This is a genomic window from Pseudoalteromonas sp. SR41-4 (assembly GCF_014163985.1).
GTDB lineage: Bacteria > Pseudomonadota > Gammaproteobacteria > Enterobacterales > Alteromonadaceae > Pseudoalteromonas > Pseudoalteromonas rhizosphaerae.
The window spans coordinates 65276-80138 of sequence record NZ_JACJEI010000007.1; the positions used below are offsets into that span (position 1 = coordinate 65276).

At 39.9% G+C, this 14863-nt stretch carries 17 protein-coding genes; 6 read left to right on the plus strand and 11 right to left on the minus strand.

The window, feature by feature from the left end:
- Positions 1-209: 209 nt before the first annotated feature.
- Together H5180_RS07560 and H5180_RS07565 are read right to left on the minus strand one after the other, a co-directional pair.
- Positions 210-1151 (minus strand): alpha/beta fold hydrolase, encoded by a 942-nt coding sequence (locus tag H5180_RS07560; protein WP_182735840.1) that lies wholly within the window; start codon positions 1149-1151, stop codon positions 210-212.
- A 123-nt stretch (positions 1152-1274) separates the two neighbouring features.
- Complete coding sequence (locus H5180_RS07565) at positions 1275-2180, minus strand: hypothetical protein (protein ID WP_182758003.1); 906 nt, start codon at positions 2178-2180, stop codon at positions 1275-1277.
- A gap of 220 nt (positions 2181-2400) precedes the next feature.
- Here H5180_RS07565 and H5180_RS07570 point away from each other — a divergent pair, with 220 nt between their 5' ends.
- Positions 2401-3078 (plus strand): hypothetical protein, encoded by a 678-nt coding sequence (locus H5180_RS07570; RefSeq protein ID WP_182758004.1) that lies wholly within the window; start codon positions 2401-2403, stop codon positions 3076-3078.
- 32 nt (positions 3079-3110) lie between these two features.
- Here H5180_RS07570 and H5180_RS07575 read toward each other — a convergent pair whose 3' ends face one another.
- The 3 genes from H5180_RS07575 to H5180_RS07585 are packed head-to-tail and all read right to left on the minus strand — an operon-like array spanning position 3111 to position 5586.
- Positions 3111-4304, minus strand: a complete 1194-nt coding sequence (locus H5180_RS07575) for a dipeptidase (RefSeq protein ID WP_145242390.1) — start codon at positions 4302-4304, stop codon at positions 3111-3113.
- 59 nt (positions 4305-4363) lie between these two features.
- Positions 4364-4609, minus strand: a complete 246-nt coding sequence (locus tag H5180_RS07580; protein ID WP_145242392.1) for a YheU family protein — start codon at positions 4607-4609, stop codon at positions 4364-4366.
- Positions 4606-5586 (minus strand): hydrolase, encoded by a 981-nt coding sequence (locus tag H5180_RS07585; protein ID WP_145242394.1) that lies wholly within the window; start codon positions 5584-5586, stop codon positions 4606-4608. The genes H5180_RS07580 and H5180_RS07585 overlap by 4 nt, the downstream gene beginning before the upstream one ends.
- Before the next feature lie 514 nt (positions 5587-6100).
- Between H5180_RS07585 and H5180_RS07590 the strand changes: the two genes are divergently transcribed.
- The 3 genes from H5180_RS07590 to H5180_RS07600 all read left to right on the plus strand — a co-directional run bounded on the left by H5180_RS07590 (position 6101) and on the right by H5180_RS07600 (position 7624).
- Positions 6101-6601, plus strand: coding sequence for a hypothetical protein (locus H5180_RS07590; RefSeq protein ID WP_064667687.1), 501 nt, complete (start codon positions 6101-6103; stop codon positions 6599-6601).
- Positions 6594-6815 carry a helix-turn-helix transcriptional regulator gene (locus tag H5180_RS07595; RefSeq protein ID WP_064667688.1) on the plus strand — a complete coding sequence of 74 codons (222 nt, stop codon included), beginning with the start codon at positions 6594-6596 and terminating at the stop codon, positions 6813-6815. Before H5180_RS07590 ends, H5180_RS07595 begins: the two co-directional genes overlap by 8 nt.
- A 461-nt stretch (positions 6816-7276) precedes the next feature.
- Complete coding sequence (locus H5180_RS07600; protein ID WP_149980405.1) at positions 7277-7624, plus strand: hypothetical protein; 348 nt, start codon at positions 7277-7279, stop codon at positions 7622-7624.
- A 345-nt stretch (positions 7625-7969) separates the two neighbouring features.
- On the opposite strand, the gene H5180_RS07605 is transcribed toward H5180_RS07600, so the two are convergent.
- The gene (locus H5180_RS07605) at positions 7970-8383 is read right to left on the minus strand and encodes a TIGR02444 family protein (RefSeq protein WP_182758005.1); all 414 of its coding nucleotides are present in this window, start codon (positions 8381-8383) and stop codon (positions 7970-7972) included.
- A complete protein-coding gene (locus H5180_RS07610; protein ID WP_145242398.1) occupies positions 8370-10292 on the minus strand; it encodes an ATP-binding cassette domain-containing protein in 1923 nt (640 codons plus the stop codon). The genes H5180_RS07605 and H5180_RS07610 overlap by 14 nt, the downstream gene beginning before the upstream one ends.
- 143 nt (positions 10293-10435) lie before the next feature.
- On the opposite strand from H5180_RS07610, the gene H5180_RS07615 reads away from it, so the two are divergent.
- Positions 10436-10639 carry a YheV family putative zinc ribbon protein gene (locus tag H5180_RS07615; RefSeq protein WP_029216159.1) on the plus strand — a complete coding sequence of 68 codons (204 nt, stop codon included), beginning with the start codon at positions 10436-10438 and terminating at the stop codon, positions 10637-10639.
- A gap of 13 nt (positions 10640-10652) precedes the next feature.
- Here H5180_RS07615 and H5180_RS07620 read toward each other — a convergent pair whose 3' ends face one another.
- A complete protein-coding gene (locus H5180_RS07620; protein WP_145242400.1) occupies positions 10653-10868 on the minus strand; it encodes a SlyX family protein in 216 nt (71 codons plus the stop codon).
- Positions 10855-11853 (minus strand): WD40 repeat domain-containing protein, encoded by a 999-nt coding sequence (locus H5180_RS07625; RefSeq protein ID WP_145242402.1) that lies wholly within the window; start codon positions 11851-11853, stop codon positions 10855-10857. The genes H5180_RS07620 and H5180_RS07625 overlap by 14 nt, the downstream gene beginning before the upstream one ends.
- Positions 11854-12055: 202 nt before the next feature.
- Here H5180_RS07625 and fkpA point away from each other — a divergent pair, with 202 nt between their 5' ends.
- Positions 12056-12808 carry an FKBP-type peptidyl-prolyl cis-trans isomerase gene (fkpA, locus tag H5180_RS07630; protein WP_145242404.1) on the plus strand — a complete coding sequence of 251 codons (753 nt, stop codon included), beginning with the start codon at positions 12056-12058 and terminating at the stop codon, positions 12806-12808.
- A gap of 57 nt (positions 12809-12865) precedes the next feature.
- Here fkpA and H5180_RS07635 read toward each other — a convergent pair whose 3' ends face one another.
- Both H5180_RS07635 and rsd read right to left on the minus strand, forming a co-directional pair.
- On the minus strand, positions 12866-13915 hold the full coding sequence (locus H5180_RS07635; protein ID WP_182758006.1) for an LD-carboxypeptidase: 1050 nt from the start codon (positions 13913-13915) through the stop codon (positions 12866-12868).
- 176 nt (positions 13916-14091) lie between these two features.
- The gene (gene rsd, locus H5180_RS07640) at positions 14092-14559 is read right to left on the minus strand and encodes a sigma D regulator (protein ID WP_145242408.1); all 468 of its coding nucleotides are present in this window, start codon (positions 14557-14559) and stop codon (positions 14092-14094) included.
- Between the last annotated feature and the right edge of the window lie 304 nt (positions 14560-14863).

The window sequence follows — 14863 nt, forward strand, 5'->3', positions numbered from 1 at the left end:
TCACTTAGGTGGCCTTTTTTAATGTCTGCGATTTGAGCTGTAAGCTCTAAGCGGAAAGTTTTAAGTTGCTCGGCGTTAATATGTACTTGTAGGCGAGTGGCTTGCCACCGCGTTTATAACAGAAAGTAAATATATTAAATTTTCTTGCTATTTAAGTTGAGGAGACCTAGATTTTTACCGCTTACCGCTTACCGCTTACCGCTTACCGCTTACCGCTTACCGCTTACCGCTTTTTTTAACTTTTTCTGCGCGCGCTTTTGTTCTGCTTTCTTAACGTGTTTGCTGATCCACTTGGTCATTTTTACCATTAATGCTGGCGGGAAGTCATGGCCCATACCGTTTACTATCTTTAATTTAGCCTTCCTGATTTGGGCTGCGGTTTGCTTTCCAGCGGCTATTGGCATGACAGGGTCTAAACTGCCATGTATGACGAGGGTTGGGGCTTTTATTTTCGGCATTAAATGTTGCCGGCAATCACTGGCAGTAATAGCGGCAAGTTGTCGGTTAAAGCCTTGCGGGTTGTGTGCTCTATCCACTCCTAGGGTAGCTTGTTTACGCAAAGCTAGTTCATCTTGTGGATAGGCTGGGCTGCCAATTAATTGATTTAGCCTTATATTATAATGTATAGCACCATCACGACTGGCTTGGGCGCGACGATGTTTTGCAAGCTGTAAAAATAGCTTTAAATTAGACGCCGATAGCTTAGGTTTACTCGAACTTGACATAATTGAGGTTAAGCTCAAGACCTTTTTTTTATGTTTAGCTGCGATAATTTGTGCAATCATGCCGCCCATAGATGCACCGACTAAATGCGCTTTTTTGATTTTTAATTCGGCCATTAATTCTAATACATCATTTGCCATATCATCTAAGGTGTATGGGATGCGGGATTTAATAGGTAACCGTTTATTTAGCCATATTTTGAATAGGTTAGGGCTACCAAATTGTTCAAGTTGGCTTGAAAGACCAGTATCGCGGTTATCAAAACGGATGACTCTAAACCCTTTAGCTACTAAGCCAAAATAGAGTTCATCAGGCCATACTGTTAGCTGCGCTCCAAGGCCCATAATCATAATGATGACAGGCGCTGATTTTTTTCCTTTATCTTGATAGCTAATTGTAATGCCACTTTTAATTTTAATCGTGCGCATATTACGTTATGTTGATAGCTTATTTAGCGACTTATGCAAAACAGTATAGTTAAAACTCAGTAATCCTTCATGAGTAGAAATATGAATTTTTTATATCAGAATGAGAGCCGTTTTTTAATACGTTTAACCTTCAGCATGTTTTCGCAGTTCTGCTAGCATGCTTTCATTGCCAATCATTTCATCAAGTACAGAGCGGACATTATCATCACTAGTGTGCTGGTAAAGTGATAAAATATGCTGGGCAATTTGTTGGCTATTGCCATCTTCTGAGCTTTGCGATTGATAGTATTGCGATATCAATCCTTGCCCCGCTAAACGGCGAATATAATCGTTAGACTCATGCTGCAGTAGTGAAGTAAAGCGCTCAGTCAGGCGTTGATCGAGTACGGGTGCTTGAGTTATGACTTCAATGGCTTGGATTTTGAATTTCTCATCATCACTATTAGCGGCCAGCTCTAAAATATTATCGACTACCGCAAAGTCATACTCAGGTATTTTTGATTTATTCAAAATATACATATTCATTTGTAGTTGAGTTAGGGCTGCGAGTCTATCGATGTCTGTGGCATTTGGGTCGAGTATTTGCTCTCGTAATTGTGTGGTTATCTTTTTCGCATAGTCAGAGTCTGACTTTATGCGTAGTTCATAGTCTTGTGGTAAGTCGGCATAAAAACCGTAAAGTGGGTTGCTTTCACGCATTTCATCTATTTCTTGCTGTTCTTTTTCCGTCAGTACAGCAAGCACTAACTCCTTAAAGTCATCGTTATTATATTCTTGATCTATAGAAGTATTTTTTATTTTTAGGCTGGTAACTTGTCGCTGTAAAGATATTATTTTGTTATGCAATTGGGTAACTGAAAGTTCGTTGCTGTCATTATTCAGTGGCATATTAGTAACAATGATCGATGACTGTTCAGTGCTACTTTTGTCGTTAGGTAAACTCACTGATTTGAAAAATGTACCGTAACACGAGATCACAAGTGCGGCTGAGGCAAGGGCTATTGCGACTGATCCTTTACTAATAGGCATGTGGTGGAGGCTCCATATTTGAAAAGGCGTAATTTACCGCTTTTGGGGCTATAAGTCTGTTAAAAGATGTAGAAAGTTAAGTGTGCTTCAGCGTATTATAATTTATTCGCTAAGTATGATTGATAACGAAGATTAATTTTATTTTTAATTAAGCAAGGAGACTCTTCTCTTTGCAAACATCATGTTGTTTGGTCGTTGTATACAGCACGGAAAAGAAAATATGAATATATTTAAGTGGTTTTTTATTGCGTTGTTTTTGCTCCTATCGGGGTGCGCAACAAAGCAAGAAAAGGTTAAAAAAGACAGTGTCAAAAAAGCAACCCTCAGCATCGCAGAAAATCGCAAACCGCTTGGTAAAGTTGGTGTGATTACGCTGATTGGTGATAACTTACTTTGTACGCATACAGGGGTTACGGTATTCAGCAATGAACGGCAGTTGTATGCGCTCCCTACGGATTTAAATGAGCTGCTAACGCAGCGGATAATTGCGCGCTTTGCTGGTTTTGATACCGCATTAGTGCCGTTAAATAAGCAATCTATGTCGATCATTAATACTGATGTAGGCGTCTCGCGATGGAGCAACATTGAGTTTAATAATCAACAAAATGTAGACACGGTTTTGATTTTCAGTGGCGCGTTTAAATATAGATCTAAAGACGGTTATTATAAAGATGAAAATGCGCTTCATACCTATGCTGATTTTTTTGTATATGATGTGTCTTCAGGTGATTTACTAGCTGAGTCAACGCATTACCAGTACAACTTGTTTGACGCGTTTAGCTGTACACAAAGCACCTTTGCGACAACAGGAGCGATGTATGAGTTGATTAAAATGGCAGGGTCCACGTCTCAAGAGAAATTGATAAATGAGATTTTTCAGCCATCAAAGAGTAATTAGGCCCTGAACCTCAGGACCTAATTATTTATCAATTAATGTTTTTTTGCATACTGTTCGGCTTGTTGCCATACGCGCAGCACATTGCCACTGAGGATTTTTTTGATATCTTTGTCACTGTAACCACGATCCATTAATCCTTGCACTAGATTCGGGTAGCTAGATACATCTTTTAAGCCTACTGGCAGTGAATCGCCAACACCATCGTAATCAGAGCCGATGCCAACGTAATCGATACCAATTAGCTCAACAACGTGATCAATATGCTCAAGTACTTGCTCAAGACTCGCAAATGGATACGGGTTTTTAGCACGATACGCGGCATCAAAATCTTGACTTAATTTAGTGCCTTCTTTTTTTGCCGACTCTTTTTTACTCTTTAACTGCTTGCCCCAATCACCTGCTTTAGCGGTTACAAAGCTTGAACCAAAGTTTATTTGAATAACCCCGCCGTTCTTTTTCAGCGCTAGTAGCATATCGTCATCCATATTACGCTCAAAACCAGGCGTATATTTGCGCAGTGATGAGTGTGAGGCAATAACCGGTGTTTTAGATAGCTCCATTACTTGATAAAACGCATCATCTGAAATATGTGAAACATCAATCAGCATGCCGATATTGTTCATCTCAGTAACCAGTTTTTTACCAAATGGGCTTAGACCTTTCCATTTACGGCGAATATCATAAGATGAATCTGAAATATGGTTGCTTTGTGAATGAGCAAGGGTGATATAGCGTACACCACGATCAAAAAAGTGCTGTAGGTTTGCCATGTCACCTTCAATTGGTGAGCCGTTTTCCATCCCCATTGCTATCGACATTTTGCCTTGTTTGAACTGCTTTTTAATATCATTCGTTGAATCGGCAATAGCAAATTTGTCAGGGGCGCGCTGGGCAATTGCTTCCATACTATCAATGAGTTGATTTGCTAGCTGAAAGCTTTTACCTTTCCCTTCAAACTCCAAATGCGCAGGAATATAAATCGACATAAATGGCGCATTTAAGCCACCTTTAACTGCGCGTGGGTAGTCAAAATCACCGTCATCAGTGGCTTTAGTAACATCAGCCCATTTAGCATGAATACGGTACGGCACATCGATATGAGTATCGATTAAAATAGTGTCTTTGGTGAGTTTAATTGCTTTAGCTGATGCGCTAATGTCTGCACCTTGCACTTGGCTTGATAAAGCAAGTGCAACGGCAATAACTACTGAGCTTAGTTTTATCATTTTTAATGGCTCTTTTAGTAAAAAAGCCATTGTCTATTTTTACAACTAGGGTTACAAGTTTACTCGTTAAATTGTGTTTCACTTTGCAGTGCTTTAAATTCACCTTTAGAAATAATAGTAACTGATTCGTGCAGTTCTGAAAAAAACACCATGGCATCGCCATTTTGTAGTTGTTGTTTTACTTGCGCCACTTTACTTTCAATACTGAATTCTTGCTCACCGTAATCGGTGCCTTCACGTAGCACATAACTTTCAATTAAATTGTATAGAGTGTCTTTATCTAGTTGCTCATGGGGAATGATCATAGCTGCTCTTTTTTGACGATTTGGGTGAAGAAATCTGGCACTACATGCTCTAACCAATAAATCGGTTTAAATGGATTTTTTCCACTTATAAAGCCAACATGGCCGCCTTTTTCTGAGACTTGCAGCGTAACATGCTCACTAACATCTTGCCTACTGGGTACAGCTTTAATTGACAGCATTGGGTCGTCTTTCGCATGAACAATTAATGTGGGTGTTGTAATGTGTTTTAAATAAGGCTTAGCGCTGGCTTGTTGATAGTAATCTTCAGCACCAATAAAACCATGTAAAGGAGCTGTCAGTTTATCGTCAAACTGCCATAAATCATCAATTTCCATTAGCTGATCTGGTGTTAAATCAATCTGTTTTGTGATTTGCGGTAATTTACGCTGCATCGATTTTTTCATGCGATCGAGTAAATACTTTTGATAAATCTTAGCCAAACTTTTACGAATAACTTGGCATGATGGCGACAAATCATAAGGAGCTGAAACAACCGCCGCGCCATCAAGTAAACATTGTTCGCCTTGTTCACCTAAGTATTTGGCCAGTACGTTACCGCCGAGTGAAAAGCCAACTGCAACCATCAAGCGATCTGGAAACTGCTGCTTAAGTTGTTTTATAAAAAAATCGAGATCGCCGGTTTCGCCACTATGATATGCACGGGGTAGGCGGTTAACTTCAGTAGAACAGTTACGAAAATGCATTAAAACAACACTAAACCCCTGCTTTTTGAGGGCTTTCATCATGCCTTTTGCATAAAAGCTATTGATATTACCTTCCAGGCCATGCAATACAATTGCCAGCGGCGCGTTATCGTTTTTGGGTTGTGACCAAGCGAGCTCTAAAAAATCGCCGTCGGGAGTATCAAGCTGCTCTAATTGGTAGCGAGTATTATGAAAAGGCCGAAAAAACCGTGGCATAATGGTTTGCACATGGCGATTAGTCATCCACCAAGCTGGCTTGAAATCTGTAGACATAAGTTAAAACATGTTTAGCTAATAGAATCGCTAGTGTAACAAACTTTTAATAATAAAAAGCCCCTAATCAAATAACTTGATAGGGGCTTTGTGCGTCGTGCTTAATTCTGATTGGGTGTTTTGTCGTCATGTACTTTTTTGATAAAAAAGTACACAAAGAAAAGGCATAAACTGATCACTACTCCCAGAAAACCAAATGATAAAAATAGTACTGGGTCACTAAAAAAGTCTCTGAAGAATACGTCCATAAATGCCTCCTAATGTCTATGGGTTCATCATAGTGCGAGTTGGCAGAGGCTGATATGATCCAGATCAAGCTATTTTGTTGATTATAAAAAGCGTGATTGAGAAGTTGATTTGGATCAACAAAGTTAAGTCAAGTGGCGGAGTGACTGGTAAGGGGGGGTAGGCAAAGTAAAGTAAAATAAACTTGAAGTCAAAAAAAATTGACATGTTTAAAAAATAACCTTAACTTAGTTGGTGTCAAAAATATTTTACTTGGAGTTAATTATATATGACTCGTTCAGAACAGTTGAAAGAGCTTTTACAAAGTATAAGCTTTAGAGAGCTTACGCTTAGTATCGATTTATTGGTCAGCGTATATATTTCGTTTTTTTATGTAGACAGCTTAATTAACGCAACTACAGAGCAGCTCGCTTCGGTCTCTTGGCTGTCAGGGTTACTGCTACAGGTATTAACTTACTCTGTGGTACTTATGGTATTGAGCTATTTATTGCTCGCATTCATTAGTGATAACGAGTTAAAACAGCCACTTGATGTTAGGGAAAAACAAATAAATTTAATTGGTTATAAGTATAAAGCGGTAATTTTACAAGTGGGTATTTGTATTGCTATTTTTCAATATCAAATTGAAGCAAATGGTTGGGGGCCTGCTATTGAATACAACATTCCTTATTTACCTATGCATGTGATGGTAGGTGCTTTTTTAATTGCTGAAATAACGAACTACATAGCGCAGTTATATAAAGGTAGAACGGGTGATATCTATGAGTGAATATGCAATCAGTAACTCTATTCGGACATTACGGTTTTTATACAATGAAATGACCCAAAAGCAACTCGCCGATGCTATTGGGGTAACGCGTCAGACTGTGATGGCGATTGAGGCAAATAAGTACTCACCGTCATTAGAAGTCGCCTTTAAAATTGCAGCCGTCTTTAAGTTACCTTTAGAGGAGGTATTTCAATATCGGGCGACCAATACGTAGCATGATATACGATATTAAAGTGGGGTTTAATGATAGGGGTTTACTGACTCTTCTATAAAGTACAGTGTCTACTTTATCTTTATCTTTATCTAAGTTCGACGGCGCTGAGTTAATGATAGAAAAGCAGTTACAAGGTAATAAATTTCTGTAGGTCGTCATTTATGGCGATAATTTTTTTGAAGTAAAGTGATAAGCTAAATCATGGCTTTGCTTTACTCTTAAGCGAAGCGCCTCTAAATCTCTTTGTGAATAAGTTACTTAAGATCTTTTTGCACAAAGAGAAGATAATGAGAAGTAAATGAGGGGAATGCAAAATTTATTTGCAGTAAAGTTGGCTCTGACAAGCTTGTTAGAAATAGCATCTGTTTGGGCTTATAATTTCAACTTTATTTTTTTATACCTAGTAATAATGGTGGTAGACATTGAAAATTACACGGATAGTTAAATACACTTTAGTGATTATGCTGCTGCAAATTGCTTTATCGACATTACTCAATATTGTTGCTGGTTTTGAGCGCTATGCATCATCGAGGCTTGGCGATTATATTCTTATTGCAATCATCCCATCCAGTGTCTTATCTTTTTTACTATATGGTGTAATGGCATATCGCAGTGATAATTATGCTTGGCGATATGCATTTTATGTTTGTTTTTTAGGCTTTTTTCTTGGTGCAATAACTGTCTCATTGATCTTGCAAGAGTTTTACTTTTTCTCAAAAACTTCCATTATCGAGTTGCCCGTTTCATTGTTAGTTATTATTTTAGCAACCCTGACAGGGTTGAAATTGCAAAGAAAAACGAGCGCTTAAAGCTCACCAATATATAGTATTACATTAATGGTCTTGGAATCAGACTCTAATGTTAATGTGTTAATTTTTCCACCAACACCTGCTGTTGTTGCTTTTTCAAGTTTGATCTCTTTACTGAGTTAATAATAAAGAAGTAGTTACAAAGTAACGAATTACAGTAGGTCGTCATTTATGGCGACAATTTTTGCAGTAAGTCATTTAAAGATCTTTTTGCACAAAGAGAAGAGAATGAGAAGTAAATGAGGGGGGAATGAAAAATTTGGTTACCCGTAGGAAATGGCTTTAGCCATGAATTATTTTTGTTAGTAGGATTGTCGCGCTAAAGCACGACCTACATGAGAACTTTTACAAATATAACGATGTGTTATGTGGCGTGCTGCAAGGTGTTAGCGCAAAGCTATTAATTGTGGTTATTAACATCTGTTGTTGTTGTTTTTCTAGCTTTAGCTCGGCACTGAGCAGTTCTTTACGAATTGCAGCATAATCTGCAATTTCGGTGTGATTGGCTTTTAAATAGGCGCGGGAAGTACGTAGGGGCTTTAAAACCTGTTGATCAAATGCACTAATACATTGTTCAAGTTTGCTTAGCTGTGCTTGGCTAATTGCTAGATTGAGAGAATCTAAATAGTACAGTAGCAGGCACAGGTTAACGTTTTTACCTTGCTGGTTTTGATAATCCAACAGGCGTGCTTGCATGCCATCTTTGCTATAAAGCTGACATGCAAATTGCCAAAAATCGTTGCTGTTAAGCAAGTTCATCGGCAAAGGCCTGCTCTTTTTCTTCCATCTCTTCAAGGGCCATTAATAGCTCCTCTTCGATGTCATTTACTTTCGGTGTTAACGTCGCTTGTTTAGCTAGTAATTCTTTGAGTTTTGCTTTGTTGTCATCGTTATAAAGCTCGTTATCGCCAAGTGCTTGTTCGATTTCAGCTAATTCGGCAGAGTGTTTATCAAGTTGCTTTTCAAGCTTTTCGATGTGCTTTTTAAGTGGTTGTGTGGCTTTTCTAAACTCTGCTTCTAGGCGTTTTTGCTCTTTACGGTTAACGCTTGAGTTTGCTTTTGGTTCATTGTCATCTTGAGTGGTTTTTGCCGCTTCTTTATTAGCGTTAAGTAGCCATTGATAGTATTCGTCTAAGTCGTAGCCAAACTGGGTTACTTCACCGTTATCCACTAAGTAATATTCGTCGGCGGTATTTTTTAGCATGTGACGGTCATGGGAAACGGTAACCATCGCGCCTTCAAACCCTTGCAACGCCATTACTAAAGCATGACGCATTTCTAAATCAAGGTGGTTGGTTGGCTCATCGAGCAGTAATAAGTTTGGTTTTTGATAGACCAACATTGCGAGTACTAATCGGGCTTTTTCACCCCCTGAAAACGGTGCTACGGGCTCAAGGGCTTTATCACCAATAAAGGCAAAACCACCTAAAAAGTCACGCAGTGATTGCTCGGTGGCTTTAGGATTTAAACGCTGCAAATGGGTAATCGCGCTGGCTTTTAAATCTAGCGATTCCAATTGATGCTGAGCAAAGTAACCTATGTTTAAGCCCTGATGTTGGAATACTTCGCCTGCTTGCGGTTGTAAGTCGCCAGACAATAACTTTATTAAGGTTGATTTACCTGCGCCGTTACGGCCAAGTAGGGCAATGCGACTACCAGGGACTAAGTTAAGTTTAATACTATTTAATATTGTGACATCGCCATAGCCGGCTTGAGCTTTATCGAGTGTCATCAATGGGTTTGGTAGTGCGGTAGGCTCTGCAAATTCAAAGTCAAAGGGCGAATCAGCATGAGCTGGTGCGAGCTTTTCCATACGTTCAAGCGCTTTAACGCGGCTTTGTGCTTGTTTGGCTTTACTGGCTTTGGCTTTAAAGCGGGTAATAAATTGCTCAAGGTGGGCAATTTGATCTTGTTGTTTTTCAAACATCGCTTGTTGTTGTAATAAACGCTCTGCTTTTTGGCGTTCAAATTGCGAGTAGTTGCCTTTGTAAACATTGATCTTTTGCTTGTCGATATGCCAAATTTGGTCAACTACAGCATCGAGGAATTCACGGTCATGCGATATCAACACTAAAGTACCGGTGTAAGCGCGTAAAAAACGCTCCAGCCAGTACACCGCATCTAAATCCAAGTGGTTAGTTGGCTCATCCAGTAGCAGCAAGTCGGCATCACGGATCAGCGCTTGGGCAAGGTTTAAGCGCATTCGCCAGCCACCGGAAAAATCACTAACGGGGTTTTCAATTTGGTTATTTGCAAACCCTAACCCGTGAAGTAACTCGCCGGCTTTGGCTTCTATGCTATAGCCTTTAATGTGCTCAAGTTGTATGTGCACTTTGGCTTGGGTATCGCCATCATCATTTTGTTCGGCTTCGCGCAGCGCAATACGCATGGCGTAATACTCAGGATGACCTTGTAATACATAATCAATTGCGCTGATATCTAGCGCTGGCGTTTCTTGTTTTACCGAGGCGATAGACCAGTCTTTAGGGATACTGCAATTACCTGCATCAAGCTGTAGTTCAGATTTCAATAAACTAAAGAGTGTTGATTTACCGCAGCCATTGGCGCCAACTAGGCCAACTTTGTGTTCTGGAAATAATGTAGCTGAGGCATCTTTAAGGAGTGCTTTACCGCCGCGAAGTAATTCAATTTCTGAGATCTGGATCATGTAGTCTGCGCTTTACTGTGCCTTTGTGAACTTGGCGCTATCATAGCACGGAAGCTGGGCTATATTTCAATCGTCAGCGTATCAACTGGGTAGTTATTGGGTTAAAATGTAGCAAGTTTCTTTTCAAACTGTGGGAAAACGTAGTGAAACAGAAAAAACGATTTATTGCTGGGGCAACCTGTCCAGAGTGTAAAACCATGGATATGATGATGCTTTACAAAGAGCACGATGTAGAGAAAGTCGAATGCATGCAGTGCGGCCATAAAATGGCACAGCCAGAGCAGGCTGTTCAGGCATCAACACGCCAATTTGAACAAGTCATTGGCGTGTTTAAACCGGGCGATTAAGCGCCCGCAACCATCAATAGTGTGGCGGCGGAGGCTCTGGCGTGTCTGACATCATCATAGATGATGATTGCGACTCTTTAATTTTTTCAGCCAGTAGCTCTGTTTGGCGCTTCATTTTTGCCAACAGCTGCTGGTGCACTTTTATTTCATCATTTAAAATTTCAATCGTTTCGTCTTGAAAAGCCACTTTGGCTTCAAGTTCTGTTAAGCGATGTTCAATTGTGTTCATTTTTTTCTCGTCTAGTAAAGCGCTCAGCGATCCCACTGGAGCTTTCGGTTAACAACGCAGTATCGTTGTCAGTAAAAGCGACATCAAGTACCACTGCTGATTTTGGTCTACTGCCTTCTCGCGGTGTTACATGCCAACTTTGAATTTGTTCACCACTGGATAATTGCCATAGGTCCACTAAGCGGTTAGGTGAGCCTGTTGCCAGCAAGGTGCCTGCTTCATTAAAGCGTACCGCAGTGAAAATTCTCTGGCGGGCAATATACTGCAGTTTACTAACAAGATCACCAGTTGTCAGCTGCCATACATGTGCTTGTGTCATACTGTCTGCGGTAAATGCATAGCGACCTTGCGGATCTAAGGTCACTTGGGTGACACGACTTGGATGGTTAAAGCGATGGATCACTTGTCCGGAACGAGTATCCCAAAAGTACGCCGCATAATCGTTGGAGCCACTGAGAGCAAAATTTCCGTTGGGCGATAAAGCAACTGCGTTAATTTTTTCTTGGTGGCCAAGGAACTCAATGCGTCTACCGGTCTCTAAGTCGAGGTAAACAACAACGCCATCGCTACGACCGTACAAAACACTGCGGCCTTGGTTACTAATGGCGATATCACGAATAGTGGCGGTTTTTATTTTGTAGTAGCCGGTATTTTTGCCAGTGGCAATATCCCATACTGCAAAAGTGGTTTTTTCAGCGGTAACAGCGTGGCTGTTGTCATAAGCGATAGCCACGGTATGTACTAGGCTATCGGCGTCTTGTTGCTGAAACCATTGGTATTTTAGTACTTGCTGTTGATTATCCCATAGGGCGACCCCATGGTGTATAGATGAGATCAGGCTGTATTTGCCATCATGAGATATTGCGGAGGCGAACGCGCCTCTGGCTGCATGCTCATAGCTTGCAGTGGCTTGGTCTTTTTGTTCTGAGCAGGCAATCAGCAAGGTGCAGCACAGAAGATACAAAAAAGTACGAAATATCGACATATTACAGCTATTTCCCCTTAACTCTTAGTGATTGAGAGGTTAGACTAGGGCTCGTGAAAGCCTAGGTTGTTTATCTAATTAACGTGAAAGTGAGCGTATAGCCTACAATCAGAAATTAGATAAGTAGCCTACCATGGGCCGTTAACCTTTAACTAGTAATAATACAATAAATGACATCTGCAAAGTGTGTCGGAGATTTAAAATGAAAAAGACGATTAAATTGTCATTGATTGCAGCGTCAGTTTTAGCGCTAACAGCTTGTAATCAAGAAGCAAAACAAGAACAAGCACCTGTTAAACTTGAAACTGAAGTACAACAACAAGCATACGGTATTGGTGCATCTGTTGGTAACTTTTTAAATAAAGATTTAGCTGATAAAAAAGAGTTAGGCATTGAGCTTGACCAAGCATTATTAATTCGTGGCTTTGAAGATGCCCTTGCTGGCGACGCAAAAATTGACGAAGAGAAAATTCGTGAAGTATTAACTGCACTTGATACGTCAGTACGTACTAAGCAAGAGCAACATGCCAAAGTAGAAGCTGAAAAAAGCCAAGCTGAAGGTGAAAAATACCTAGCTGATAACGCTAAGAAAGAAGGCGTAACAGTAACTGAATCAGGCCTACAGTACGAAGTGATCACTCAAGGTGATGGTGAAATGCCAGTAGCAACTGACGTAGTTAAAGTACACTACAAAGGCACACTACTTGACGGTACTGAATTTGATAGTTCGTATGCTCGTAACGAACCAACGACTTTCCCACTTAACCGCGTAATCGCTGGTTGGACTGAAGGTTTACAACTTATGCCTGTAGGTTCTAAGTATAAGTTTACTATTCCAGCAGAACTAGCATACGGCGATCGTGACTTAGGTAAGATCCCAGCTAACTCAACACTTGTTTTTGAAGTTGAATTACTTGAAATTCAAAATGAAGAGCAAGCAGCAGCTGCAGAGTAATTATTTATTCTGTGCGAGAAGGGGGGCTAATTAGCCCCTTTTTTTGTTGCTAAAATCTTAGCTAAAGGCGGTTTCTTTCATAGTCAACGTACCTGTATCAGCATTGAGTTCGATTTGCGTACCGACCGGTAATATGAACTGTCGTTTTATATGGCCAATCATCGCCCCTCGGTAGGCAGGGATAGCCAGCGGTTTTATATAATCTGCAAAAATTTCATCTAGCGTCAATGAGCCATAGCCATTTCCCGGGCTGCAATCGTTACAGTCACCAAATACAAACCCCGCTATTTTGTCCAGTGCACCCATTAGTTTTAAAGTGCTGAGCATGCGGTCAATCCGATAAGGTGCTTCATCAATGTCTTCTAAAAATAAAATAGCCCCGTCAAATTGTGGTAAATAAGTTGAGCCAGCCAGCGCTGTTAGTACAGTTAAATTACCGCCGATAAGTTGTCCAGTCGCTTTACCTGGTGTGATGGTTTGGGTGAGGTATTGGCTATTAACCAATTCATCCTCGGCTTTTGGCAAGTTGCTAAAGTGCATGCGGGTTTGTTGCTCAAACATTTGTTTAAATTGTTTAACATGAAATGGATTCCAATCACTAGAGGCGTTAGGTCCATGAAAACTAACAATACCCGCCTTAGCTAGTAACGCGTTATGAAGTGCGGTGATATCTGAGTAGCCCATCAGCGGTTTGGCGTTAGCACGGATTATTGCATAATCCAGCAGGGGTAAAATACGTGCCGCCCCAGAGCCACCTCGTAAGCAAAAAATAGCATCAACACTGCTGTCGTTAAACAGCGCATTAAGATCGTCTGCACGTTGTGTATCAGTGCCCGCAAGGTGGCCACGTCTAGCCATAATATTAGGTGCTAACTTAGCATTATAACCAAGCGCTTCAATTACTTGCTTAGCTAAAATAATGTCTTTTTGATTTGCTGTTGCTGCTGATGGGCTAGCTACACCAATTGTGCCTCTGCTTGGTAAGGCGTTCGGCTTTTTTAAACTTAGTGCAGTTTGACTTGATAGGTTAGCTGCTTGAGCGCTATTGCCTGCGAGTAACCCTGCACTGAGGAGTGATACAGATTTCAAAAATGTACGTTTATTCATGGCGAGCCTGTGTAGTTTTAATGCACAATAAGGCTATAATTACATCATTGAAATATAAATTTCAATTTTATGGGGTGTTATGGGAATATTAAATTTATAGATGGGTAAGAAAAGACTTAAAGTAAACAGCAAACAAGGAGCTTAGCTCCTTGTAACGTAATAATTGTGTGTATTATCTAGGTGTGATTAGAATATAAATTATCAATCAACTCATCTTCTAACTCAAAACGCAGCTCAAGTGTTTCACCAAGTTTTGATAAGTCGTCATCAAAATCATTGAGTAAATCTTCTTTATCCACCTCTGCATATTTGTCATTAAAATCAAGTGCAATGTCAGTAGTTTGCGAAATTCGTGGATAAAGTTCATTGGCAAGCTGCTGGCTATTAGGGCCTTTTTGCTCACATGCCTTGGCAATGTCGTCATACACTTCAAAGTGACCAGCAGATAAATAATCCATCAATAGTTGGCAAAAATTTTGGATCTGTAATTGGTCAGGTAAGGCATGGTCTTTTTTATCATACGGTGAAAAGCCAGCAATACGACAATATAAAACTAATAGTTCTTGGCGTTCTGAGAGCCATTTGTCGATCACGGTGTGGCTACCACCCCATTTTTGTTGAGCTTTTTCCAAACGCGTCAGCATTATCATTCTCCTTAGCTGGGTTGGTTTCTTCTATAACAATGAAATATGCCGCAAAGATCAACACATTTTTTTTATAATTTTGTAATAAAACAAGAACTATATGATATATAAACAGTTTTTTTAATAAAATACAAATCGTTTATATTGTTTCAGGCAAGAAAAAACCACCATAAAGGTGGTTAATTTCTTTTTCCATGACTTGTTTAAACAAGCTTTCTTATTGTTATTAGAAGATTTTTATTTTTATTGTTATGTAATTTTTATTGTTTTTATTGTTAACGCGGGACAAGTTATACCAAGGTTT

Excerpts from the sequence above, each read along its gene's own strand:
- H5180_RS07560 (WP_182735840.1), bottom strand. The coding sequence starts at position 1,151 with ATGCGCACGATTAAAATTAAAAGTGGCATTACAATTAGCTATCAAGAT.
- H5180_RS07565 (WP_182758003.1), bottom strand. The coding sequence starts at position 2,180 with ATGCCTATTAGTAAAGGATCAGTCGCAATAGCCCTTGCCTCAGCCGCA.
- H5180_RS07570 (WP_182758004.1), top strand. The coding sequence starts at position 2,401 with ATGAATATATTTAAGTGGTTTTTTATTGCGTTGTTTTTGCTCCTATCG.
- H5180_RS07575 (WP_145242390.1), bottom strand. The coding sequence starts at position 4,304 with ATGATAAAACTAAGCTCAGTAGTTATTGCCGTTGCACTTGCTTTATCA.
- H5180_RS07580 (WP_145242392.1), bottom strand. The coding sequence starts at position 4,609 with ATGATCATTCCCCATGAGCAACTAGATAAAGACACTCTATACAATTTA.
- H5180_RS07585 (WP_145242394.1), bottom strand. The coding sequence starts at position 5,586 with ATGTCTACAGATTTCAAGCCAGCTTGGTGGATGACTAATCGCCATGTG.
- H5180_RS07590 (WP_064667687.1), top strand. The coding sequence starts at position 6,101 with ATGACTCGTTCAGAACAGTTGAAAGAGCTTTTACAAAGTATAAGCTTT.
- H5180_RS07595 (WP_064667688.1), top strand. The coding sequence starts at position 6,594 with ATGAGTGAATATGCAATCAGTAACTCTATTCGGACATTACGGTTTTTA.
- H5180_RS07600 (WP_149980405.1), top strand. The coding sequence starts at position 7,277 with ATGCTGCTGCAAATTGCTTTATCGACATTACTCAATATTGTTGCTGGT.
- H5180_RS07605 (WP_182758005.1), bottom strand. The coding sequence starts at position 8,383 with ATGAACTTGCTTAACAGCAACGATTTTTGGCAATTTGCATGTCAGCTT.
- H5180_RS07610 (WP_145242398.1), bottom strand. The coding sequence starts at position 10,292 with ATGATCCAGATCTCAGAAATTGAATTACTTCGCGGCGGTAAAGCACTC.
- H5180_RS07620 (WP_145242400.1), bottom strand. The coding sequence starts at position 10,868 with ATGAACACAATTGAACATCGCTTAACAGAACTTGAAGCCAAAGTGGCT.
- H5180_RS07625 (WP_145242402.1), bottom strand. The coding sequence starts at position 11,853 with ATGTCGATATTTCGTACTTTTTTGTATCTTCTGTGCTGCACCTTGCTG.
- fkpA (WP_145242404.1), top strand. The coding sequence starts at position 12,056 with ATGAAAAAGACGATTAAATTGTCATTGATTGCAGCGTCAGTTTTAGCG.
- H5180_RS07635 (WP_182758006.1), bottom strand. The coding sequence starts at position 13,915 with ATGAATAAACGTACATTTTTGAAATCTGTATCACTCCTCAGTGCAGGG.
- rsd (WP_145242408.1), bottom strand. The coding sequence starts at position 14,559 with ATGCTGACGCGTTTGGAAAAAGCTCAACAAAAATGGGGTGGTAGCCAC.